Here is a 24258-nt window from a genome sequence, read left to right as displayed (position 1 = left end):
CCACAGAGTTTCGTCAACGTTATGGACACAAGCCTTTCATCACTACCATTAGCCTTAAGGCGGCGGCTGTTGCCAGCCCTTGCTACCTTTACATCTGTAATTGGTGGAGCGATTGCCTATTTGGTTGTTACCCCACCAGTCTACCAAATGAAAGCACGGCTGATGCTGGACAATAAAAAGGTGAGTGTATCTGAGTTGGGTCGTAACCTCAGCCAAGTCCCTGCTAATACACCCGGTGGAGCTAACCCGATCGCAACTCAAGCAGAACTAGTGGGGTCAGAACGGGTTCTTCAGCGAGCACTTGACGAGATTGCTCTACTGGGCACTTCAGACGAAGGACTGACAATAGACAAACTCCGTGAGGATTTAAAGGTAAAAATTGTGCCTGCCACCAATATTCTTGAGCTGAGCTATCAGGGTCAAAATCCAGAATTGGCAACCACGGTGCTCAATGCGATCGCTAACGCAATGGTTTCCGAAAGTGCTGAAGGGATTCGATCAGAAGCTAAGGCTGTGCGGGAATTTTTGGAGAAAGAAGTACCATTACGGCGTTTGGAGGTGGCAGCAGCAGAAGCAGCGTTAAACAAATTTAAACAAACCACTGGTTTAGTGTCTCCGGAGGAACAAACACAACTCTTAGTCAGGAGTTTAGCCAGTTTAGAAGACCAAGAACGTGCTGTGTCTATTCAACTCCAAGACGCTAAAACCCGTAGCCAAGAACTCCAGACCATAACCAGTCTGAATAATACTCAGAATGCTTACATTGCTGGACGCATTGGTCAAGATCAAGAACTCCAAGCCTTACGAGCTCAGCTAGTAGATTTGGATCGGGAGTTAGCCAAAATGCGATCGCGTCTAACTGATCAGAATCCAGCGGTGATATCACTGGTTCAGGAGCGGTATGAACTTCTTGCCCTCTACAATCAAAAACTTTCTCGTCTGTTGCCCACTAATCAGCTCACTAATCAGTCCACTAATCAGTCCAATAATCAAATTATTCCCCCTGCTGATGTGGCCTCTGATCAGTTGAGCCAGGACTTTACCTCTAGATTTATTTTAGCTGAAACAGAACGGTCGGCACTGGAACAAAAGCTCTACCTGGTGCAGACTGAGCGTATTAAACTCCAGAATCGTCTTGGTCAAATACCAGTTCTACAGCAACCCTTTGCTACCTTAGTTCGCCGACAAGAAGAAGCAATTGCCTCTCTTAAACTCCTCCAAAACAAACTCGAAGAAGCACGGATTGCAGAAGCCCAACTAGTTAACAATATTCAAATTATTGAGCGGGCAAAACTTCCTTCATCACCCAAGGAACCCAATCCAAAAGTGGTGCTGGTGATTGCTACTGCTGCTGGAATTGCCCTAGCTGTCGGTATGGTGCTGCTGCTGGAGGTGATGGATAATACCCTACACGATGCCTCGGAAGCGGAGGCACTGCTGAACCTGCCTAGGCTGGGGGTATTACCCAAGATACCTGCTCAGGCACTCAGTCTTAAGCAACCGAACCGATTCTTAGCAGATATGAGGTTAATCGAGCCTTACCGCCTGCTCCTGACCACCATGGAGTTGCGTGCTCAGAAGAAGTTACAGCTGATTGTGGTCAGCAGTGCTGTTTCCGGAGAGGGTAAGTCAGTGGTAGCTTCCCACTTGGCTGCGGTTTCAGTAAGATTTTCCTGGCGGACATTGATTATTGATGCTGACTGGCGTCACCCAATGCAGCACAATTTGTTTGGCTTACCCCCTCAGCCAAAGGTTACAGATGTGATTAACAGCAATCAAACCTGGCGGTCGGCGGTGCAACCCACAGCCATCGCAAACCTTTCGATTTTGACCTGTAGTGAACTGCCTTCTGGTTCGGCTACCTTCCTACAGTCACAGGTGATGAAGTCTATTTTGGCAGCAGCCGCTGATCATTATGACCTAGTCATTGTAGACACCCCACCAGTTAGTAGTTTTGCTGATGCCCATAGCTTGAGTCGGTATAGTGATGGATTGGTGATAGTCACACGTCCCAACTTTACCCAGAAAGATATCCTACTAAAGACAGTATCGGAATTGAAAGAGAGTAGCACTCCCATACTGGGGTTTGTTGTCAATGGCATAAGCGATCGCAATCAACAGTACTATTCCTATTCCTTCGATAGTTACCAGCCTCAATCCCAATTCAGGCAGACCCATGACAACGAAGCCAGTAACAATTGTGCTGTTGTATCCAGGGGGGTTGATCATGCAGATTCATAACCCCTGGCATCGTTTCTCTGCTCTGACCTTTTGGCTAGGACTGGCAGGTGTGCCCATTGGTCTAGCTGTTGGCTTACTGGCAGGTACTCAGCCGAGTTTGCTTGGTTTAGGCTTGGTTGCAGTAGCGGTGGTGGTGTACTTCTTTGCCCGGTTTGAGCAAGCCGTACTGGGGCTATTGATATTGCGTAGCTCCCTTGATATTTTCTCAGATCAGGGGGTACCAGCCGCTTTCGCCGTTGGGTTGATTGGTTTGACTTTGCTCTATGTGACCGTGAGGTTATTAACCGGTCAGATTGTTCACACTGATAAGTTTTGGTGGTTGCTAGCAGGTTGGGTGGTGCTACAAGGCTTATGGGTAGTACTGTTACCGTTAGGAGGACTAGGACTAGATGGCTCCTATTTTTCCACTGCTATCCGGGAGTGGGTACGCCTATTTTCTTGGCCGATGGTGTACCTACTAGTGATGCAGCTAAAGGACAGGCTTCCACCTCAAACAGTTATAAATCTGCTGTTTCTTGGTCTGGTCATGCCCCTTACCGTCGCATCAATCCAGATCCTCTTGCCTGACTCACTTCTTCCTGACCTGATTAAACCATCAGGGTATAGCCTTTCTGCTTCCTTAGAAGTCACTGCTCGCATCAACGGCACTCTCGGTCACTCCAATACCTTTACCACTTTCGTGTTTTTGTTCCTTGGCTTGACCTACTGGAAACAGAATCAGGCACAGCAATCTAAGCCTTGGCTTCTCCTGTTAGGTGTACTAGCTTTTTTCTTCGTGAGTACCAAGGCTCTATTTGGGTTGATGATGCTGGCTGCTTTTATCGTCTTTTTGATTGCTCCCAGATTGAGCCTGCTTAACCTGATCGGAGGAATCGTCCTGTTTGCCCTAATTATCAGCTTGTTTGGCAGTACAGAGTTTGGACAAGAACGCCTCGGCTCCATCGCTCAAACACCACTGGGTAATCCAGATATCGATATTTGGAAGGCAATTTTGCTGTCCCAGGGAGATGGTAATAGTTTCAACTGGCGGCTGGCCCAATGGACCTATCTTTTAGAGCAATGGAAACACTTCCCAATCCTGGGTTATGGTCTCGGAACTAACAAACTCATCAGTAGTAATGGGCTGGAACCCCACAACGACTATGTGCGTTTCCTGGTAGAACAAGGAATTGTAGGTATGATCAGTTTTTTCACTTTTTTGGGTATTCAGATTGTGCCTCTTGTCCAGTTAATCAGATCGGCCCGTCCTGGGAGTCAACAACGGGCTTTGTATTCAACACTGTTGGCCATTCTTCTAGCAATACCTGTAGGAATGCTTACCGAGAATATTTGGACTCATACAACTCTCTTTTTCTATTGGTGGACTCTGTTGGCAGTAGCTGGTTGGAATTGGAATAAACCAAATACTGAACAAAATACAATTGACAAAACAATATAAATTTTTATCTTGAATTAGGTCTGTTTATTTATGGCATTAATTATATAAAAACGGATATTATTTAGGAATATTAAACTCTAATAAGAAATAATAACTCTAGTTTTTTTTAGTTTAAAAAAATAAAATTATTAAAAATTAAATAAAATAGTTTATTTGTTTTTTTCACTATTTTTGTCCTGTAAATTATGAATAGTATGACTCAAAAACTTTTGGGTTCTGATGTCAAACCTCAGATACTCACGAAAACCGAACGCTCTTACAGAGTTGCCATAGTGCATCCCAGTGCAGGAGTGAACTGGAGTGGTGGAACCGAAAGCTTTGCGATCGAGCTTACTGATCACCTTAGTTCTTATTTTGAGGTGGAATTGTTAGCAGGGGCTCCCTGTAGTCCTTTTTACTATCCTGCTGGTGGCATCCCTCGTACAAAAGCTCGTCATCTCCTACGTAATCCTTTAGTTAACTCAGTGTTCAGGAGCTTCTCCACTCACCCTGATATGGTCATTGAACACTTGAGTAGTTTTCTTCCCTGTGCGATGCGACTGCTAAGAAAGCCAGCCGATTTAATCTTTCCTTGCAATGACTATGGCGGTTTGGCCATGGCAGCTTTTGTACGAGGACTGATTGGCACACCCATTCTGTTTAAGGCAGACACTGGTTTGACTGGCGATGGCAAATCACTGGCACGAAACCTTCGATTTCGTCCCAATAATCTGGTGGTTTTCTCTGAGACAATGGCTGACTTTGTTGATAAACAGCGTCTTAATCAGCCTGTCACAATCATTCCCAACGGCGTAGATATGAATCGATTCAAGCCAGAGGGAGATCATATCGACCTAGGTTTGAACAAGCCGATTGTCTTGTGTGTTGCTTCTTTAAACCGTAACGATCACAAACGGGTGGAACTGGCAATTCGAGCGATCGCAAAGCTTCCTTATGGCAGTCTTCTGATTTGTGGCGATGGACCTGACCGTGCGTATTTTCAAGCATTAGGTGAGGAATTGCTGGGAGCTAATCGCTTTGCCATAGAGAGCTTTCCCTTCAATCAAATGCCTGACGTTTATCGGTATGGGGATCTATTTACCCTCCCTTCTATCGATGAACCATTCGGACAAGCCTACATACAGGCAATGGCCTGCGGTTTACCAGTAGTTGCTACTGATGATGAGATCCGGCGTTACCTTGTAGCTGATAGCGGAATTTTATGTGATGTAACAAATTTAGATGCTTATGCTGAAGCGATCGCAAAGGCTTTGACCAAAGATTGGCAAACTAAGGCTAGACAGAATGCGGTGCGTTTTAGTTGGGATATGGTTGCTCTACGCTATCGCGATTTAATCATGGAAATGATTAGCCAGTCTAGTAAAGACTAATAGCTCCGATGAAATAGTTAAGTATTTGCTACTTTTACCAAAATTTTCTAAGCCCAAGTTACCGGTTACCTATTGCCTTTGATCACAATTAATCTGTCGTATTATTGTTTCAATTTCAAATTAATTTGACCAAACTAATTTGATTAACTAACTTAATTAATGCACTTGACTATGCCAAAAGTTACTGTTGTTATTCCAGCATATAATGCCATGGAATACCTCCCGAAAACAGTGGAGAGTGTTTTAGCACAAACCCTTGCTGACTTTGAGTTACTGATTATCAACGATGGTAGTTCAGACCACATTGTTGAATGGGCATCTCAAATAGCAGACCCCCGAGTCAAACTGATTTCCCAAGAAAATCAAGGGGTGTCTGTAGCACGAAATACAGGCATCGCCGAGGCTCAAGGAAAATATATCGCCTTCTTAGATGCAGATGATTTATGGAAGCCAACTAAACTTGAAAAACAGGTAAGCTGTTTAGAAGAATATCCAGAGGCAGGTCTAGTGTATACCTGGACAGCTCTAGTTGATCAGCAAGGTAAACCCACAAACAGCATGATCGCTTTCCATCAAGAAGGAAATGTTTGGGAGAAAATTCTGGTGGTTGACATGATTGGCAATGGCAGCTCAGTTATGGTTCGTCGGAGTTGCTTTGAGACTGTCGGAATGTTCGACCCCAACTTATCCAGCGCTGCTGATCGAGATATGTGGATTCGGATTGCAGCAAACTATCTCTTTGGAGTGGTCAAAGAACCATTAACTCTTTGGCGACAGCATCCCAGTAGCATGTCTAAAAGGCGTGAGGAAATGATCCAGGATTCACGTCAGGCCATAGAAAAAAATTTCCAATCTGTTCCTTCTGAGTTGTTGTACTTGCGTAACCGGAGTTATAGCTACTTAAATCTCTACCAGGCTTGGAATTCAGTGGATCAAGGAAACTACAAAGAAGCAATCCATTTCCGTAGGCAAGCTTTCTTGCACTATCCACAAATGGCCTATTCAGAAAGCTATATCCGCCTGAGTTTAGCAATTCTATTAATTCGCTGGTTTGGACCTCATGGCTACGACAGCGTGCGATCGCTGACCCAAACCCTCCGTCAACTAGCGTTGGGTATTTCAACTTAATCTTTTCTGTAATCGAAGACGAATTTATAAAACCTTTAGAATACTACGCTAAATCATTCCCTATTCCCTATTCTCTATTCCCTATTTCCTGCGCGCAGCGCTTATAATTAACAATAAAGCATGAATCAACTCAGAATCCTATCGCCATTACTTAAATTTTATCCTTGGGTTTTGCCATTAATTATAACCTTAGGCGTCTTCTCTTCTTTAGCAGAAGGATTTAGTATTAGTTTATTTATTCCTCTTCTGGAAAGTTCTGGTAATATAGGCTCTCAAGCCTTCCAAAATAGCTTTATTTTAAATAATATCGAGCAAATCGTTATTGATTGGCCAAGCGAAGCTCGGATTTTAGTTATTGCTTTATGTATCTTCATAATCATTTTTATTAAAAACTTAATTGTTTATATAAATACTAGTTTAGTCTCTTGGCTTTACCTTAAGATTAACCATCGGTTACGAGCCAGTGTTTTTAATCAGCTTCTGAAAGTCAGTTATTCTTTTTTAGAAACGAATCAATCAGGAAATTTACTCAACACACTGACTGAGCAAACCTGGCGGAGTTGTGAGGCTCTATCGCATTTTTTTAACCTGATCATTAATGTCTGTACCATTTCTGTATTTGTAATTTTGTTACTGTTAATATCGTGGCAACTAACCCTTTTAGTTGCTGCTGGATTAGTACTAATTTCCCTCAGTATCAAGTTGGTGACAGGATCCGTAAATGACAGAGGGAAACAAGCGGTGCAGGCTAATTCTGCCGTTGCTTGCCTGATGTTGGAAGGGTTTTCTGGAATGAAGATAATTCGGGCTTTTGGCCATGAATCCTATGAGCATAAGCGTTTTGATGTGGCATCAAAGCACTTAAGTAATACTTTACTAAAGATTCAGCTTTTCGCTAAAGTTGTCAATCCCCTCTCTGAAGTACTCTCGACAATTCTACTTCTATGCATTCTAGTTATTGCACTGCTTCATAACCAAGCTACCCTACCGACATTACTAACGTTTCTATTTATGCTCTATCGTCTACAACCTCAGGTGAAACAGTTAGATAGTGCCCGTGTGGAACTTGCTGCGTTGACAAGTGCTGTAGAAGACGTCATGTATCTTTTGAATCCCTCTGATAAACCTTATATTCACTCTGGTCACACTCCTTTTAAAGGTCTCAGACAAGAAATCTCTTTTGAATCTGTCACCTTTCACTACAACCCCTCAGAAAAACCTGCACTTAAGACTATTTCAATTGCTATCCCACAAGGTAAAACCATTGCGTTAGTAGGCTCTTCAGGTGCGGGTAAATCCACAATTATTGACTTGATTTACCGTTTTTATGACCCGACAGAGGGAGAGATTTATGTAGATGGTTGTCCCTTGCAACAGCTGGATCTAGCTGACTGGCGCAGCCGAATTGCCCTGGTTAGTCAGGAGATTCATATGTTTAGTACAACAGTAGGGGAAAACATTGCCTATGGTCGGCTGGATGCTACAGAAGACGAAATTAGAGCAGCAGCCAAACTTGCCCATGCCCATGAATTTATCAGTCAATTGCCTCAAGGTTATGATACCAAAGTAGGAGACCGGGGAATTCGACTCTCAGGAGGTCAGCGACAGCGTATTGCCTTGGCTCGTGCTATCGTCCGCGACCCAGAAATTCTGATTCTCGATGAGGCAACTAATGCTCTCGATAGTGTTTCCGAGAACTTAATCCAAGAGGCGCTAAATAATCTTAGTCAAAATCGAACGGTGATTGTTATTGCCCATCGCCTCTCCACCATTGAACAAGCTGATCAGATCTTGGTGTTGAACCAGGGACAGGTGATCGAACATGGGAAGTTTCAGGATTTATTGAAGCTCAATGGATTCTTTACTGAACTCTATCGCTTGCAAAATCGCTATGTCCACATTTGATAAAAGCAAGTTAGCTGTCTATCTCCTACATCATTAATTAGACATTGACTTGATTGGATAAATACTAATATTGGGAAGAATAATATCTGTGCTAATTTAATGAATGATTTTGATTCAAAACTCTTAGATTTAATCGATAACAATCATAAATAAATTGAGAAAATATTTGTTCCCGATTCCCGATTCCCGATTCCCGATTCCCGATTCCCGATTCCCGATTCCCGATTCCCGATTCCCGATTCCCGATTCCCGATTCCCGATTCCCTGTTCCCTGTTCCCTGTTCCCTTTGCTAGATAACTTTTGTATAAATAAATGAGATGAATAGCAAACCATTAGTTTCTGTAATTACGATTTTCTTAAATGCTGAAAAGTTCATTGAGGAAGCAATAGACAGTGTAATTGCGCAAACCTATGACCATTGGGAATTGCTGCTGGTAGACGACGGCTCCACCGATAACAGTACTGCCATTGCCCAACGGTATGTGGAAAAATATCCTGACAAGGTACGTTATCTAGAACACCAAGATCACGAAAATCGCGGCATGAGTGCCTCCCGTAATTTGGGTATTGGTAATGCTAAGGGTAAGTACATTGCTTTGCTAGATGCTGATGATATCTGGCTACCTCAGAAACTGCAAAAACAGATAGCAATTTTGGACTCTCATCCAGAGGCTGCTATGGTCTATGGAAATACTTTGTATTGGCACAGCTGGACTGGCCATCCTGAAGACAGTCAGCGGGACTACATGCCAGAATTGGGAGTTCAACTCAATACTCTGATTCAGCCACCAACCCTAATTAAATTCTTGATACAAGGTGGAGGCGCTGTTCCCTGTCCCTCTAACTTTATGGTAAAACGGCAGATTGTCGAAGAGGTCGGTGGCTTTGAAGAGACATTCCGAGGTCTTTATGAAGATCAAGTCTTTTTAGCCAAAATCTTCCTGAAGACCCCTGTCTTTGTGGAAAGTGGATGTCGGGAAAAGTATCGTCAGCATAAAGATTCTATTTGTTATACCTCCCAAGACACAAAAAAAGAATATACGGCTCGTCGGATTTTCTTGAATTGGTTAAAGGAATATCTGTCTAAAGAAAGCTTCAAAAACCCTAAACTTTGGTCTGCTCTACAAAAGGAGCTATGGCGATATAATCATCCAGCCTTGCAGTATTGGAAAAATCGTATTCGATATTTTGTAAAACCTATGAAAAAACAGTTGAAAGCACAATTGCAACCAATAGCAAAGCTAACATTGCCTGCCTCTAGATACCGTTGGTTATACGATATATTTCATGGTCGTCTACCAGTAGGGTCGGTCAATTTTGGCAGCCTGCGGCGGATTACACCTATCAGTCGCGAGTTTGGCTATGACCGTGGTCTCCCCATAGACCGCTACTACATCGAAAAGTTCCTTGCTCACCGCAGTAATGACATCCAAGGACGAGTATTGGAAATTGGCGAAAACACCTACACCTGTCGTTTCGGAGCAGACCAGGTCACAAAAAGCGATGTACTCCACGTCGTGGAAGGCAATCCCCAAGCCACCTTTGTGGGAGACTTAACCAACGCTGATCACATCCCGTCAGAGGCTTTCGACTGCGTAATCCTGACACAAACCCTACACCTAATCTACGACATGCGAACCGCTTTAGGGACACTCCACCGAATCCTTAAGCCTGGTGGAGTCTTGCTGGTCACTTTTCCGGGAATCAGCCAAATCGTTAAATGCGACTGGGGCGATGATTGGTGTTGGGCCTTGACCTCTCAATCAGCAGGCTTGCTATTTGAAGAACTATTTCCGAAAACAAACGTTCACGTTGAAACCCATGGCAATGTACTGGCAGCGATCGCATTTTTGCAGGGACTAGCCATGGAGGAGTTGACCCAGAAAGAACTTGATTACCGAGACCGCGAGTATCAAGTCTTAATTACAGTCAGGGCAGTTAAAGGGGAGGTGAAATCATGACTATAACGGAGGTTAGCAGATGGCCTATTTCTGTATACCGCTGGCTACGAGAAATATGGCACGGTCGTTTACCAGTAGGATGGGTAAACCTTGGTAGCCTCCGACGAGTCAAGCCGATCAGCTCTGACTTCGGTCTAGACCGGGGTTTACCTATTGACCGATATTATATTGAGCATTTTCTTGCCCGTCATGGTCAGGATATTAAAGGACACGTACTAGAGATTAAAGAACCTCTCTACACTCACAAATTCGGTGGCGATCGCGTCACCCAGAGTGACGTGCTTCATGTGGAAGAGGGTAATCCCCAAGCCACGATTGTGGCAGATTTAACCAAGGCTGACCATCTACCATCCGACACCTTCGACTGCATTATCCTAACTCAAACTCTCCCATTCATCTACGATGTGCCAGCCGCCCTCAAAACCCTCCACCGCATTCTCAAACCCAGCGGTGTCCTACTCGCCACTGTTCCAGGCATCACCCAAATCAGCTGTGATGATATGAATCGCTGGGGTCAATACTGGAGTTTCACTACTCTGTCAACTCAGCGACTTTTTAAGGAAGCCTTTCGAGAAACCCCAGTGCAGGTTGAAGCCCAAGGCAATGTGTTGAGTGCGATCGCATTTCTGCACGGCTTGGTAACTAAGGAATTGCCCCAGGCACAACTCAACTATCACGACCCTAACTACCAGGTCTTAATTACGGCTAGAGTCGTCAAGGAGCTGAAACCATGAGCATAGGCAAGGTCAGTAGCAAATTGGAAAAGACAGCCTGGCGGCTCAAAAATAAAATCTTGCCAGGTGTGGTGATCTTAATGTACCACCGTGTGGCTGAAGTAGATTCAGACCCTTGGTCTCTATGTGTAAGCCCAGAGCATTTTGCGGAACATCTAGAGGTTTTACGAAAACATCGTTACCCTCTGAGTCTACAGCAATTGACAGAAACAATTCGCGTCCGCCAGCTTAGAAAGCGGTCAGTTGTTATCACCTTTGATGATGGCTATGCTGATAATTTTTACAATGCTAAACCATTATTGAAACGCTATGACATTCCCGCAACAGTTTTTGTAACAACTGGAGGAATTGGCCATAGGCATGAATTCTGGTGGGATGAACTAGATAGACTAATATTACAACCTGGTATATTACCGGAAATACTTGAGTTAACTATCAACGGCAGTACCTACACATGGGAATTAGGCAAAGCCGCCTATTACAGTCAAGCTGATTACCAATTTTATCGCCATTGGAGTGCTGCAGGAAAAGAAGATCCCACCCTTCGCCATACCCTCTATCGCTCCCTTTATCAACTGCTATATCCTTTATCTACCCACAAGCGAGAAAAGGTGCTAGAGGCAATTAGGGTCTGGGCTAATGCTGAACCAATTGGTCGCTCGACCCATCGCTCTATGTCTCCTGAGGAACTGTTAGCTCTCGAAGAAGGGGGACTGATTGAAGTCGGGGCTCACACAGTAACCCACCCATTTCTTTCTAAACTTCCAGTAGCTTCTCAGCAGGATGAAATCCAACAAAGCAAACACTATCTTGAGGAAATCCTAGGGCATCCAGTTACGAGTTTTTCCTATCCCCATGGCGATTACACTGCTGACACTATTTCTAGTATCAAAGAAGCTGGATTTACCTGCGCCTGTTCTAGTGTTGTTGACCGGGTTCATAAACATAGCAACTCTTTTCTGTTGCCTCGTGTTGAGGTTCAGGATTGGGACGGAAAAACCTTTGCTCGTTGGTTGTCAAGATGGCTTTAATTATGAATAACAAATCACTAGTTTCCACTATCATCATTTTCTTAAACCCTGAACCATTTATTCAAGAAACCATTGAGAGTGTTTTTGCTCAAACTTACGACAACTGGGAACTACTCCTGGTTGATGATGGTTCCACTGATGGTAGTACAGAAATAGCCTTGCAGTATGCTCGTAAATATCCGGAAAAGGTTCGCTATCTGGAACACGAGGGTCACCAGAATCGCGGCATGAGTGCCACTCGCAATCTGGGTATCCGCCATGCCAAAGGTGAATATATTGCTTTTTTAGATGCTGATGACATCTGGTTACCAAATACCTTGGCAGAGCAAGTTGTTCTCTTGAATGCTCATCCCGAGGCTGCCATGGTCTACGGACCAATTCAATGGTGGTATAGCTGGACTGGAAATCCTGAAGACCAACAACGGGATTATTTCGAAAAGGTTGGTGTGCAGACCGATACCCTGATCAATCCACCAACCCTGTTTCTTCTTTTATTACAACGCCGGATTAGCATATCTGGCATGTTGTTGCGACGTCAGATTGTAGAAGATGTTGGTGGTTTTGAGGAAAACTTCCGAGGTCTTTATGAAGATCAGGTCTTTTGCAGCAAGATCTGTCTCCATGCACCGGTTTTTCCAGTTAGCAATTGTTGGTACAAGTATCGACAGCACCCGAACAACTGCTGTTCTATTGCAGAAAAAACAGGCAAAGAGTATATTGCACGTCTATTTTATTTGAATTGGGTAGGACAGTACTTATCTGAACATAAAATCAAAGATATCAAAGTCTGGTATGTATTCATCAAGGAACTATTACTAGCTAGTAATTCCACTGTGTATTATTGGTCCTCCAAGTCTATGTATCTTAAATGGAAGATCAAACAAAGACTATTAAGTATATTGAAAACGTTTTCAAAATTTTCGGAACTCAGATCATTAATATTGTCCATTAACGGAAAGTAAATAAACTTGAATTGAATAGGAGTGATATCAAATGAGTCACAAACCACTAGTTTCTGGCATTATGATCTTCTTAAATGCTGAGAAGTTCATTGAAGAAGCCATTGAAAGCGTATTTGCCCAGACCTATAACAACTGGGAACTGCTGCTGGTAGACGATGGCTCCACCGACAATAGCACAGCAATTGCCCAGGGATATGCCCAAAAATACCCGGAAAAAGTCCGCTATTTGGAACACGAAGGTCATCAGAATCGGGGCATGAGTGCCACACGCAATCTAGGCATCCACCATGCCAAAGGGGAGTATATTGCCTTCTTAGATGCTGACGATATTTGGTTGCCCCAGAAACTGGAAAAGCAGCTAGCAATTTTCAGTTCACAACCAGAAGCCGATGTAGTTTGTGGTCTAACTAAATTTTGGTATAGCTGGACCGAGAAACCTCAAGATATTCATCGCGACTCCATGCGAGAAATTGCGCCTGACTACAATACTTTGTTTGACTCCCCCAGGCTGCTCACCCTGTTGCTGCAAAATCAAGCTAGAACTCCCGCCACTTGTAGCGTCCTGATCCGGCGAACACTATTTGATATTACAGGTGGATTTGAAGAAAGCTTCCAGGGAATGTACGAAGATCAAGCCTTTTTCGCCAAGGTATATCTCAAAGCCCCTGTATTTGTCACTAGTGACTGTTGGGATTGGTATAGACAGCATCCTAATAACTGCTGTTCTATGGCAGAGCAAACAGGAAAATACACTCCTGGTCATCTGAATCCAGCGCATCTGACTTTCTTAAACTGGCTATCAAAGTATTTATCTCAACAAGGGGTCAAAGATACTGAACTCTGGGATGCTCTTGAAAAGAGACTTTGGTCTTATAAGCATCCTATCCTGTACTACCTTTTGCGACCTAAGCTTCTTGTGAGGTTAATAGCACAGCGGACATTGCCTGTAACAGTTCGCCATTGGTTTCAGACTTAAGACAAGGTGATCAAGAGTACTTAGTGGAGCTCATTTTGATTAGTAAATCTCACACTAATTAGGCAAATAAAACTTACTTAGTTAAACCTTACCTAGTTAACCATTACTTAGTTAACCATTACTTAGTAAAAACTCAAAAATTATGCACTTTATTGTCACTGGCGGAGCTGGTTTTATTGGCTCTCATCTTACCGAACAACTTCTATCAGAAGGTCATCAGATCACAGTAGTTGATAACCTTGCCACCGGTAGCTTACAAAACCTACCTAAGCATCCTCATCTCAAATTCCTGGAAAAAGACATATCCACCTGTAAACCAGAGGATTTTACAACTAAATTTACAAGTAAAATTGATGGCATTGCCCATTTAGCAGCCACCCCCTCGGTTACAGCATCTTGGCTGCAACCTCTAGAGTCTCATCACAATAATCTTTCGGCAACGATTGCTGTTATTGAACTTTGCAAAACCTTAAACATTCCTAAACTAGTCTTTGCCAGCTCAGCCGCTGTATATGGCAATCCAACCCAAGTACCTATTTCAGAAAATCAACAGACTTCTCCTATTTCTCCCTATGGCTTACAAAAACTGGTGAGCGAGCAATATGCCAGTTTAGTTGCCAAACAAATAGATTTTTCATTTGTGGGATTACGGTTTTTTAATGTATTTGGTCCTCGACAAGTACCTAACTCCCCATACTCCGGTGTAATTTCTATCTTTGTTAATGCCATGCAGCACAATTTACCCATCACTATTTACGGAGATGGGACTCAAACACGAGACTTTATCTATGTCAAGGATGTTGCCAGGGCTTTTGCCAAAGCTTTAACAACACCCCTAGAATCCGGCTCATGCTTAATTTGTAACTTAGGCACCGGAAAATCTACTTCTTTACTTCAGCTCGTTGATAGTCTAAAAACGTGCTTTCCTCAGTGGAAATCAGAAACTAAATTTGCCCCTGCCCGTCCAGGAGATATTCAACATTCCCAAGCTGATATTTCAAGGGTATCTTCCTGTTTAGATTTTACACCTCAGTGGTCAGTAGAGTCAGGTTTACAGCGTTTAATCGAATCATTAAAATTAAGTTCATTAAAATTAAGTCCGGTTAATCACTATCAGCTGTCACCCATTGAAATTGTGAATCGGTCCTGATGGGAAGATGGGGTTCAGTTTTGCGTAAGTCCTGCTGGTTTATGGGTAGCGATCGCTCTTCTTTGCCTGAACTAGCTACAGTTGAGGGTGCCTACAGGTAAACTATAACAGTAACCATAAACTATTCCCTCTCCAGGAGAATTGAACCCCTGATGCTGAGAGACCTTAACTTTAGTGGCTTAATCAATCAGCGCTTCTTCCACAATTTTGTGCCTGTACCAGCAACTAACGCGCTACAACTCGGAGCAAGGACACCTGATTTTGAGCTACCAGATATTACCAATAACCGTCAGACCAAATTATCCGATTATCAGGGCAAACAACCGGTCATCTTGGCATTCACCCGAATTTTCACAGAAAAGCATTACTGTCCCCTGTGCTTCCCTCACATCAAAAACATCAATGAGAACTACCAACGCTTGACTGAGAAAGGGGTTGAGGTGTTAATGATTACGAGTACAGATATCAGGCAAAGCCAACAAGTTGTTAACGATCTCAGTTTACAAATGCCACTGCTGAGCGACCCCAACTGTAGAACCTTTCGTGCCTATAACCTTGGTCAAGCACTTGGTGCTCCCCTACCTGGCCAATTTCTTTTAGATCAGCTAGGAAAACTCCGCTTTCAACATCTATTTTCTTTCCTGAATCCCAATGCTGAAGTAGATAGACTGCTCAATGCCATCGACACCCTCTTATGAGGTACCTTCCATTGTCTTACCCGTACTGGCTACTGCCTACTCCCTACTGCCTACTCCAATTAACCCAGCAGGAAAGTACCTAGCCCCATTGAAAATTGCTAGATATATAGCGTTTATCGCAGTTATGAGGTACACATTATTTTTTACCTCTTGCCTCTTGCCTCTTGCCTCTTCCCTGCTCCCTGCTCCCTGCTCCCTGCTCCCATTAACCCAGAGATTTGTACCTCATGGGTATAAGACTTGCTATAATCAAAGTCGAACTTGGGACAAGTGACTGCGAGGATTGAAGCGGCGACTTTCACGGATTTTTTCATAGTACTCCCGCTCCTGATTAGTGAGGTTTTTCGGAGTTACTATCGTAATTCGCACTAACTGATCACTACGTCCACCCTTAGGTAAAGACCAGCCTTTACCCCGCAAGCGCAGAGATTGACCAGAACGAATACCAGCAGGAATATTCATACTCACAGAGCCATCTGGAGTTGGTACGTCGATTGACCCACCCAAAACGGCTTCATCTGGTGTGATTGGCACTTCGCAAACCAGATTCTCACCATCGAACTCAAAGAAAGAGTGAGATTTGAGTTCTACTTTCAAATACAAATCTCCCTTTTGCTGATTCAGAGGGTTGACCTGACCCTTGCCTCGCACCCGAATACGACTACCGGGTTTGGCACCAGGGGGAATCTTGACAGTTATAGTTTCACTACCTAGGCTGAAACGTTTTTGGACACCATTAAAGGCTTCAGACCAACTGAGGCTAATGGTTGCTTCCCGGTCAGCACTTGCTCCTGTAGTGTTGTTAAAGCCTGAGGTGCTGCTATAGCCACTAAAACCACCAAAATCATTAAACCCATTAGAGCTAGAAGTACTTGTACGGTAGGAGTAGCTATGACTACTTCTGCCAGCACCACCGGGGGCACCAGTGCTAAAGCGACCCAGCAATTCATTAATGAACTCGTCAAAGCTGCCGTACTGGCTAAAATCAAAGCCACCAACATCAACACCGACTCCACTACGACCAGACCATCCTTGTCCCGCTTGCTTCCAGTACTGACCAAATTGATCGTATTTCTTGCGTTTGTCCGAGTCAGATAAAACTTCGTAGGCTTCATTGACTTCCTTAAAGCGAGCCTCGGCTTGTTTGTCACCAGGATTCAGGTCTGGGTGGTACTTCCGGGCCAAACGCCGAAAGGACTTTTTAATGTCATCAGCACTAGCAGTTTTGCTGACTCCTAGGATGGAGTAATAGTCTTTGAAGTCGGTCGCAGCCATCAAGAGTTTCTCCTAATCGTCTAAGATCGTAAGGGGTAAGTTATTGCCCTTGGATTATGGTTTATCTACCTCAACGCTAGGGTAACAAAGGTTTCAAGTAAACTTAGTTCGGTTGTTCCTCACTGGTGCGATCGCAATTTCCGTACATGGGCGCATACTCTGTCAAAGGTTTTTTCAGGGTTAGGGCAATGTCTGAGGTAGCAAGGTCTGAGGCTAATGGTTAATGGTTGTAGTACTTAATGCCTAGGCTAAGCATGTCTAATCCCTATCCCTAGGGTAAGTTTGCCTAGCGCCTAATTTTGATGTGGATTAGCTTACCCTTTCCACCCCATACTAAATCACGGCTCCATGGGGAATTACGGCATTTTTGATCACTACAACAATGCCATTACGAATATAAAATCCCTCACTTTCGCAGTTGGCTTCTTCCACACGATCCTTGTTGAAGATTTTGACATTGTTACCGATACAAGCATTTTTATCGATAATTGCACGACGAATAACGGTATCCTTACCAATCCCTAAAGTCACTTGGCCTTGTTCTTGGGCTGAGAGACGTTCTGTTAAAGATTGATAGTAGTCAGCCCCCATAATTAAACTGTCCTCGATAACTGTTCCAGCTTCCACTCGCGATCGCAATCCCAATACCGAGTTATTAATGCGGCAGTCTTTGAGAATACACCCTTCCCCAATTATTGACTCTGTTACCCGACAGTCTAAAAGCTTTGAGGGCGGTAGATAACGAGCCCTGGTGTAAATCGGAGCATCTTCCTGATAAAAGCTAAAGGATGGCTTAGGTTGACGAGTCAGGGATAAGTTAGCATTGTAAAATGCCTCAATAGTGCCGATATCTTGCCAATAATCATTAAATAAGTAAGCTTGAATGTTATATTTTTGCATCGAGGCTGGGATAACTTCGTGACCAAAGTCTGTGTGCTCAGAATTAGCTTCGAGGAGTTCTTTCATCACTGCTTTACTAAAGACATAAATCCCCATCGAAGCAATGTAAGGACTATTTCTGGCTTGTTCTGGTGTAAGCCCAAGCACAGTAGTATCCACTTGCATTTGTTTAAGCAATTCCCCTGTAGGTTTCTCGCGAAAGTCAATCACCTTGCCCCGATCATCAATTTGCATCAAGCCAAAGCTAGATGCCCGTGTCTCATCAATAGGCACAACCGAGAGAGTAATATCCGCTCCAGTGTCCCGGTGACGTTGGACAAATAAGCGGTAGTCCATCCGGTAGAGGTGGTCTCCTGATAGAATTAGGTATTCATCAACATCCCAGCCATCAAATAGCCACAGATACTGACGAACCGCATCTGCTGTTCCCTGAAACCAGCTTGGGTTTTCGGCAGTTTTTTGGGCTGGTAAAATTTCAACAAACCCTTCTGTCAAGCCAGAGAAATTATAGGCACGGGTAATGTGGCGATTGAGAGATGCTGAGTTAAATTGGGTTAGGACATAGATTTTGTAAATCTCAGAATTAATGCAGTTACTGACAGGAATATCGATCAAGCGGTATTTACCTGCCAACGACACCGCTGGTTTAGCCCGGGGCTTGGTTAAGGGATATAAGCGGCTTCCTGCGCCACCACCAAGAATGATTCCTAAAACTTTTTTCACAAAACACCTCTGAAACGCTCATGCCTGAACAACTCCAGTCTCTGACGGGTGTGGGGCAGTTTTCAAGGGGGGTAAGCCAGTAATTTATTATAAACGCAAAGTTTTCGAGAAGTCTATGTAAAATCCCTAGTTAGCGCCACAGTCAATTCGGTACTTTCCCGGTGAACAGTAGTAGGTCAAGGGGAAGACAATAAAATCGCTGGGTCAAATTAATTGGGGAAAGGTTTTAAGACAAATTGAAACCCGGTCGGGGATTTGTATTGCCAGAGGATGGATAACTCAGATCGACACCTATACCAGTGGGTGTCGGAAATCCCTTTAGCCAATTCCTATAGACCCAAACCCATTGACCCAAACCCGAAGCGAATTCTGATGCAGCTATCCCTAATTAGCAATTGGTACTAGCTATCGCTATAGATAACTAACTAAACATTTTGAATCACTATGGCAAACGTTACTCTTTCAACAACAAATATCGACCTTAATGAAGGTAGTTCTCAACAGCCGTCATACACTATTGCCTTAGACCCCCCACCAACTCAACCCGTCACTGTTACCCTCAGAACTGATGGGCAGAGTCAAATCAATGTGGATGAGCAAGGGTTCGATACCCAACACACCGTCGTCTTCAGTGACAACTCAGCAAAAACTGTAACAGTGCGGGTTAATGATGATGGCACTGCTGAAGGTGTTCACCCAGGCACAATTACTCACACTGTTACAGCCACAGAGGACGAAGCCAACTATCCTCTAAATACCGAACTTACTCCTGTCAGCCTTGACATTACCGATAATGACCCAGGGCTATATATCCAAGGCACGCCTACACCCATTGAAGGGGGTGAAAATGGTACCTATGAATTTGGATTGAGTACCGCGCCGGATGGAAACGTAACAGTCGAAATCGAAACTACCGATGGTCAGAGTGAATTTAGTTTAGATGGGGGCAAAACCTTTGTCTCTTCCCGAGAGATAACCTTTACCCCAACTGACTTCACCACCGAAATCACCGTGCAGGGGATTGAGGACAACATCCTAGAAGGTCAGCACAGCAGCACCATCACCCACACCATTACTCAGTCCCAGGCAACACAAGGACAATATTCTGAAGGTCAAACTAGACAGGTCTTTGCCACGATTACTGACAATAACCCAGATCTGCTCACCTTCGATAACCAAATGTTGTCTATTACAGAGGGTGAAGAAGGTACGTACACCATTAAAGCAGACGGGCTTGATGCAGACATAACAGTCACCATCAAAGCCAATGGATCGAGTCTAATCAAGGTAGAAGATGACCAAGAATTTGCTTCCGAGCAAATGATAACCCTCAACAGCACCACATTTGAAAAAACTATCACGGTGCAGGCTGCTGAAGACTCAGATGTCACAGGACCTCAAACAGTCAGCATTAGCCACGAAATTACTAATTCAAACAGTTCAAACTTTCCACGTGGTAAAGTTGGGGATGTCACTCTCAAGATTGCTGACAATGATCCTGGGGTAATCATTACTCAACCTACTGGTCAGATTTTAGAAGGTGAGGAAAATGAATACACCATTGCATTAAGCACCAATCCTGATGGACCGGTAACAATCACCCTTGAGTCTGATGACGATAGTGACATCAAATTGCCGGATGGGAGTGGGTTTGTAGAGCAGGGAACTATCACACTTAGCGATACTACACCCCAAACCATTAAGGTACAGGCTACAGGAAATGACGACTCATCAGAAGGGACTCCTCACGAAAGTACAATCACCCACACAATCACTGATACAGACGATACCGACAACTATCCTGAAAACACAACAATAGATAACGCTACCATTCAGATTATTGATGATAGCTCCAGCCTTTTCGATTTTGGTACTGCCTCATCTGTTGAAGAGGGTAATGACGGTAACTACACACTTCGATTAACAGAGTCTCCTGGTGGAGATGTAATAGTTACTATTCAGGCTGATGACCAGAGTCTGATCAGTATTGACGGAGGTAGCACATTTGCCGCAAGCCAAGAGGTTAGATTCAGTGACACAGGCGCAAAAACTATCACCGTCAAGCCTATAGATGACTCAAGCCCCGAAGGAGCTCACACCAGCACCATCACCCACACCATTACTGACGCTCCAGAGAACTCAGATTATAAAGTAAACAGTAAGGCTGGAGATGTAATTGTAAATATTACTGACAATGACCCAGGTCTGATCATCACTCCAGCAACCGAGCCCACTGAGGAAGGTGGAGACTCGACAACCTATCAAGTGGCTTTAAGTACTACCCCCACTAGTGACGTAACAGTTACTATCACCACAGATGGGGAAAGTGAACTTGCTCTGGATAACATAAACTATGCTCCCAGTCGAAATATTCAACTTAGTGACACTACACCAACCACTGTCACGGTGCGAGGTACAATAGACGACGATGTAGAAGGTCTTCACACCAGTACCCTCAGACACGAAATTACCGATTCTGTGGATCCGAACTATCCTGAAAGACAGGGAACAGAGTTTACTACTATCGACATTAAAGATGGTACCCCTGGAGTCATTATCTCCAATCAGTCTTTGTCTCTCTCAGAGGGTGAAGAGGGTACTTACACCATTAGTTTAACCACCGAGCCTACTGAGGATGTAACGGTTACCATTACAGCGGATGAGCAAGGTCTGATCAGTGTTGATGGTCAAGAGTTTGGATCAGAGCAGGTGATTACCCTCAACCAAAGCACACTGGAAAAAGAAATCAAGGTGCAGGCGGTAGATGATGATCCGCCGGAAGGAATTCACAGCAGCATCATTACCCACAGCATTGCTTCAGCGGATACAAACTATTCTAATGAGAACACACCCATTGAGGACGTCACTGCCACCATTACTGATAATGATATCGGAGTGGTTATCATTGGTACTCCTCAGGTCACTGAAGGCAGTACTGATACCTATGAAATTGGTTTAAGCACTCAGCCTACTGGAGATGTCAAAGTTACTATCACAGCTGATGATGAGACTGAAATCAGTATTGATGGTACTAGCTTTGCTTCTAGTCAAGATGTTACATTTAATGACCTCACCCTTCAAACCATTACCGTGCGGGGTAAGGATGATAGTGAATTTAGGAGTCTTCGCGACAGCACCATCACCCACGAGATTACTGAATCCCAAGACAACACAAACTATCCCCTGGATCTGGAAATTCCAGATGTTATAGCTGAGATTACTGATGATGAGCCTGGAGTAGTCATTATCAGTAATCTCGATCTCACTGAAGGAGAGATCGGGACTTACGAAATTGGTTTAAATACTCCTCCTGTGGGGGGTGGTTCAGTAGAAGTCACTATCACCGCTGATCCACAGACTAGAATCAGCACAGACTTTGGTACAAACTTTGCTTCTAGCCTTCCGATCCAGCTCAGGGAAACTATACGGCAAACTATCACAGTCCAGGTGGTTGATGACACCGCTGTGGAAGGCGACCACAGCAGCACTATCAGCCATGAAATTACTGGTTCAAGTGATACCACCAATTATCCTCTAGGCCAGGAGATCGAGGATGTTACTATCGACATTACTGACAATGACCCTGGACTAATCTTTAGTGATGCGATCGCAATCACAGAAGGCGGTGATGAAGGGACTTACACAGTTGCTTTAAATACTCTGCCTACTGGAGAGGTGACCGTTACTCTGACCGCTGATGACGATAGTTTAATCAAGGTAGGTGAAGGGGAGTTTGCCTCCGGCCAAGTCATTACTCTCAACCCAGAAAAACTCCAAGAAACCATCACTGTACAAGCGGCTGATGACGAGCTGGTTGAAGGAACTCACACCAGCACTATCAGCCACGAAGTGACTCAGACCGAGGATAACACTAACTATCCTCTAGGAACTAGCGGCTTCTTTACTGCCACAATTACAGATAATAATCCTGGAATTGTTTTCAGTGAGACCACCTTGTCTGCTGAGGAAGGTCAAGAAGATACTTACACAATTGGCTTAAGCACTGTGCCTACTAGTGACGTAACAGTCACTATCAAAGCCGATGACCAGAGTCTAATCAAAGTGGGTGACGGAGAGTTTGCCCCTGAGCAAGAGATTACCCTCAACGCTGAAACCCTGGAAAAAGAAATTACAGTACAGGGGTTGGATGATGATCAGGTCGAAGGTGATCACACTAGCAAAATTAGCCATGAAATTGCTTCCGAAGACCAAGACTATGACCTGGGCGAGCTACCAGAAGAGATCACTGTCGATATTGGTGATAATGACTCTGGGCTAATCTTCAGCCAGGCCATCACCATCACTGAAAACAATGGTTCAGGCACTTACACAGTTTCTTTGAATACTCCTCCCACCGGAGAAGTACAAATTACTATCCAAGCTGATGACCAGAGTACAATTAGTCTGGATGACATCAACTTTGGCTCTCAGCGAATCATTAGCCTCAACCCAGAAACACTTGAAGAAACCATTACGGTACGAGCACTTCCGGATACTGTGGTAGAAGGCGTTCACACTAGCACCATCACTCACACAGTTACCAGTAGCGAGGATCTTGAGAACTATCCTCTTGGAGAAGGGCCATCATATACTGCCAATATTATAGACGATGACCCTGGAATTGTTTTCATCGATGGTCCTGTGTCTGTCCAAGAGGGTCAAGAGGGAATCTACACAGTTGCTTTAAGTACCCGACCCACTGGGGATGTAACAGTTAAGCTGACTGCTGATGACCAGAGTGAAATCAAGGTAGATGGAGAAGACTTTGCCTCTGAGCAAGTTATTACTCTCAACGCTGAGACTCTGGAAAAACAAATCACGGTGAAGCCGGGAGATGATGACCAGGTTGAAGGGGATCACAGCAGTAAAATCAGCTACGAAGTTACAGCTTCCGAGGATGAAAACTATACTGTTGGCTTAGATGGAGAACTCACTACCAATATTACCGACCCTGCTCAAGTGGTTATCACCCCGATTTCCCCTCTGACCGAAGGGGGAGAGCCTGGGGAGTATACTATTGCTCTAAACACTGTTCCAGCTGGAGTAGTAGAGATTACTATTACTGCGGATGATGATAACAGTGAAATCAGTCTGGATGGGGTTACCTTCTCTAAAGAAGTGAAAGTAACCCTAGAAAATACTACTGCCGAAACCATTAAGGTACAGGCGGTGGATGACGATTTACCCGAAGGTGAGCAGAGCAGTACCATCAGCTATGCCATTACCAGCAGTGGGGATTTAGACAAATATCCATTGGATCTCGAGATCCCATCCAGCCAGATCACCATTACTGATAATGACGCAGTTGTTCCTGGTAAAGTTGAGATTAGCGAGATTTCTGCTCCTGTGGAAGAGGGAGAGCTTGCAGAGTTTACCATTAATCTCGACACTGTTCCAGCTGGGGCAGTAGAGATCAAGATTACTGCTGATGAAGACAGTGAAATCAGTCTTGATGGGGAAACCTTTGACACGGATTTGATGGTCAGCCTCAGCAATACCAGCCAACAAACCATTAAGGTCAAGGCAGTGGATGACGATGTACCGGAAGGTGACCACAGCAGCACTATCAGCTACGAGATTACTAACACCGAGGATTCCGAGACATATCCATTGGATCTCGAGATCCCATCCACCGAGATCCAGATTACTGATAATGACGCAGATGCTGCTGGTCAAGTCGAGATTAGCGAGATTTCCGCTCCTGTGGAAGAGGGAGAGCTTGCAGAGTTTACTATTAATCTTGACACTGTTCCAGCCGGGGCAGT

17 protein-coding genes are annotated in these 24258 nt (G+C 44.2%); 15 read left to right on the top strand and 2 right to left on the bottom strand.

Annotated elements, in window-relative coordinates; translation table 11 throughout:
* Nucleotides 1–21: 21 nt before the first annotated feature.
* The 14 genes from F6K46_RS01765 to F6K46_RS01700 all read left to right on the top strand — a co-directional run bounded on the left by F6K46_RS01765 (nt 22) and on the right by F6K46_RS01700 (nt 15869).
* Entirely contained in the window at nt 22–2241 is a 2220-nt protein-coding gene (locus tag F6K46_RS01765; RefSeq protein ID WP_293052653.1) for a polysaccharide biosynthesis tyrosine autokinase, read from the top strand.
* Nucleotides 2177–3679 carry an O-antigen ligase family protein gene (locus tag F6K46_RS01760; RefSeq protein ID WP_293052650.1) on the top strand — a complete coding sequence of 501 codons (1503 nt, stop codon included), beginning with the start codon at nt 2177–2179 and terminating at the stop codon, nt 3677–3679. Before F6K46_RS01765 ends, F6K46_RS01760 begins: the two co-directional genes overlap by 65 nt.
* Nucleotides 3680–3864: 185 nt before the next feature.
* On the top strand, nt 3865–5049 hold the full coding sequence (locus F6K46_RS01755; RefSeq protein WP_293052647.1) for a glycosyltransferase: 1185 nt from the start codon (nt 3865–3867) through the stop codon (nt 5047–5049).
* Between the two features lie 171 nt (nt 5050–5220).
* Nucleotides 5221–6177 carry a glycosyltransferase family A protein gene (locus F6K46_RS01750; RefSeq protein WP_293052644.1) on the top strand — a complete coding sequence of 319 codons (957 nt, stop codon included), beginning with the start codon at nt 5221–5223 and terminating at the stop codon, nt 6175–6177.
* 120 nt (nt 6178–6297) lie between these two features.
* On the top strand, nt 6298–8082 hold the full coding sequence (locus F6K46_RS01745) for an ABC transporter ATP-binding protein (RefSeq protein ID WP_293052641.1): 1785 nt from the start codon (nt 6298–6300) through the stop codon (nt 8080–8082).
* A gap of 154 nt (nt 8083–8236) precedes the next feature.
* Nucleotides 8237–8380: a hypothetical protein gene (locus F6K46_RS01740; RefSeq protein WP_293052638.1), complete on the top strand. Its 144-nt coding sequence runs from the start codon at nt 8237–8239 to the stop codon at nt 8378–8380.
* Nucleotides 8381–8400: 20 nt separating this feature from the next.
* Complete coding sequence (locus F6K46_RS01735; protein WP_293052635.1) at nt 8401–10044, top strand: glycosyltransferase; 1644 nt, start codon at nt 8401–8403, stop codon at nt 10042–10044.
* Entirely contained in the window at nt 10041–10778 is a 738-nt protein-coding gene (locus F6K46_RS01730; protein ID WP_293052632.1) for a methyltransferase domain-containing protein, read from the top strand. Before F6K46_RS01735 ends, F6K46_RS01730 begins: the two co-directional genes overlap by 4 nt.
* On the top strand, nt 10775–11809 hold the full coding sequence (locus F6K46_RS01725) for a polysaccharide deacetylase family protein (RefSeq protein WP_293052629.1): 1035 nt from the start codon (nt 10775–10777) through the stop codon (nt 11807–11809). The genes F6K46_RS01730 and F6K46_RS01725 overlap by 4 nt, the downstream gene beginning before the upstream one ends.
* A gap of 2 nt (nt 11810–11811) precedes the next feature.
* On the top strand, nt 11812–12771 hold the full coding sequence (locus tag F6K46_RS01720) for a glycosyltransferase family 2 protein (protein ID WP_293052626.1): 960 nt from the start codon (nt 11812–11814) through the stop codon (nt 12769–12771).
* A 31-nt stretch (nt 12772–12802) separates the two neighbouring features.
* Nucleotides 12803–13747: a glycosyltransferase family A protein gene (locus F6K46_RS01715; RefSeq protein ID WP_293052623.1), complete on the top strand. Its 945-nt coding sequence runs from the start codon at nt 12803–12805 to the stop codon at nt 13745–13747.
* Nucleotides 13748–13889: 142 nt separating this feature from the next.
* Nucleotides 13890–14897 (top strand): NAD-dependent epimerase/dehydratase family protein, encoded by a 1008-nt coding sequence (locus F6K46_RS01710; RefSeq protein WP_293052620.1) that lies wholly within the window; start codon nt 13890–13892, stop codon nt 14895–14897.
* 152 nt (nt 14898–15049) lie between these two features.
* On the top strand, nt 15050–15595 hold the full coding sequence (locus F6K46_RS01705; protein WP_293052617.1) for a redoxin domain-containing protein: 546 nt from the start codon (nt 15050–15052) through the stop codon (nt 15593–15595).
* Entirely contained in the window at nt 15573–15869 is a 297-nt protein-coding gene (locus F6K46_RS01700; protein WP_293052614.1) for a hypothetical protein, read from the top strand. The genes F6K46_RS01705 and F6K46_RS01700 overlap by 23 nt, the downstream gene beginning before the upstream one ends.
* On the opposite strand, the gene F6K46_RS01695 is transcribed toward F6K46_RS01700, so the two are convergent.
* The gene (locus tag F6K46_RS01695) at nt 15845–16870 is read right to left on the bottom strand and encodes a DnaJ C-terminal domain-containing protein (RefSeq protein WP_293052611.1); all 1026 of its coding nucleotides are present in this window, start codon (nt 16868–16870) and stop codon (nt 15845–15847) included. The genes F6K46_RS01700 and F6K46_RS01695 overlap by 25 nt on opposite strands.
* A gap of 333 nt (nt 16871–17203) precedes the next feature.
* Nucleotides 17204–18493 carry a glucose-1-phosphate adenylyltransferase gene (locus tag F6K46_RS01690; protein WP_293052608.1) on the bottom strand — a complete coding sequence of 430 codons (1290 nt, stop codon included), beginning with the start codon at nt 18491–18493 and terminating at the stop codon, nt 17204–17206.
* A gap of 444 nt (nt 18494–18937) precedes the next feature.
* On the opposite strand from F6K46_RS01690, the gene F6K46_RS01685 reads away from it, so the two are divergent.
* A partial coding sequence (locus F6K46_RS01685; protein WP_293052605.1) for a Calx-beta domain-containing protein occupies nt 18938–24258 on the top strand: 5321 nt, incomplete at its 3' end.

Origin of the sequence: Moorena sp. SIO3E8 (genome assembly GCF_010692445.1) — a bacterium.
GTDB classification, from domain to species: Bacteria; Cyanobacteriota; Cyanobacteriia; order Cyanobacteriales; family Coleofasciculaceae; genus Moorena; species Moorena bouillonii.
This window is presented reverse-complemented; position numbering and strand designations above follow the sequence as displayed.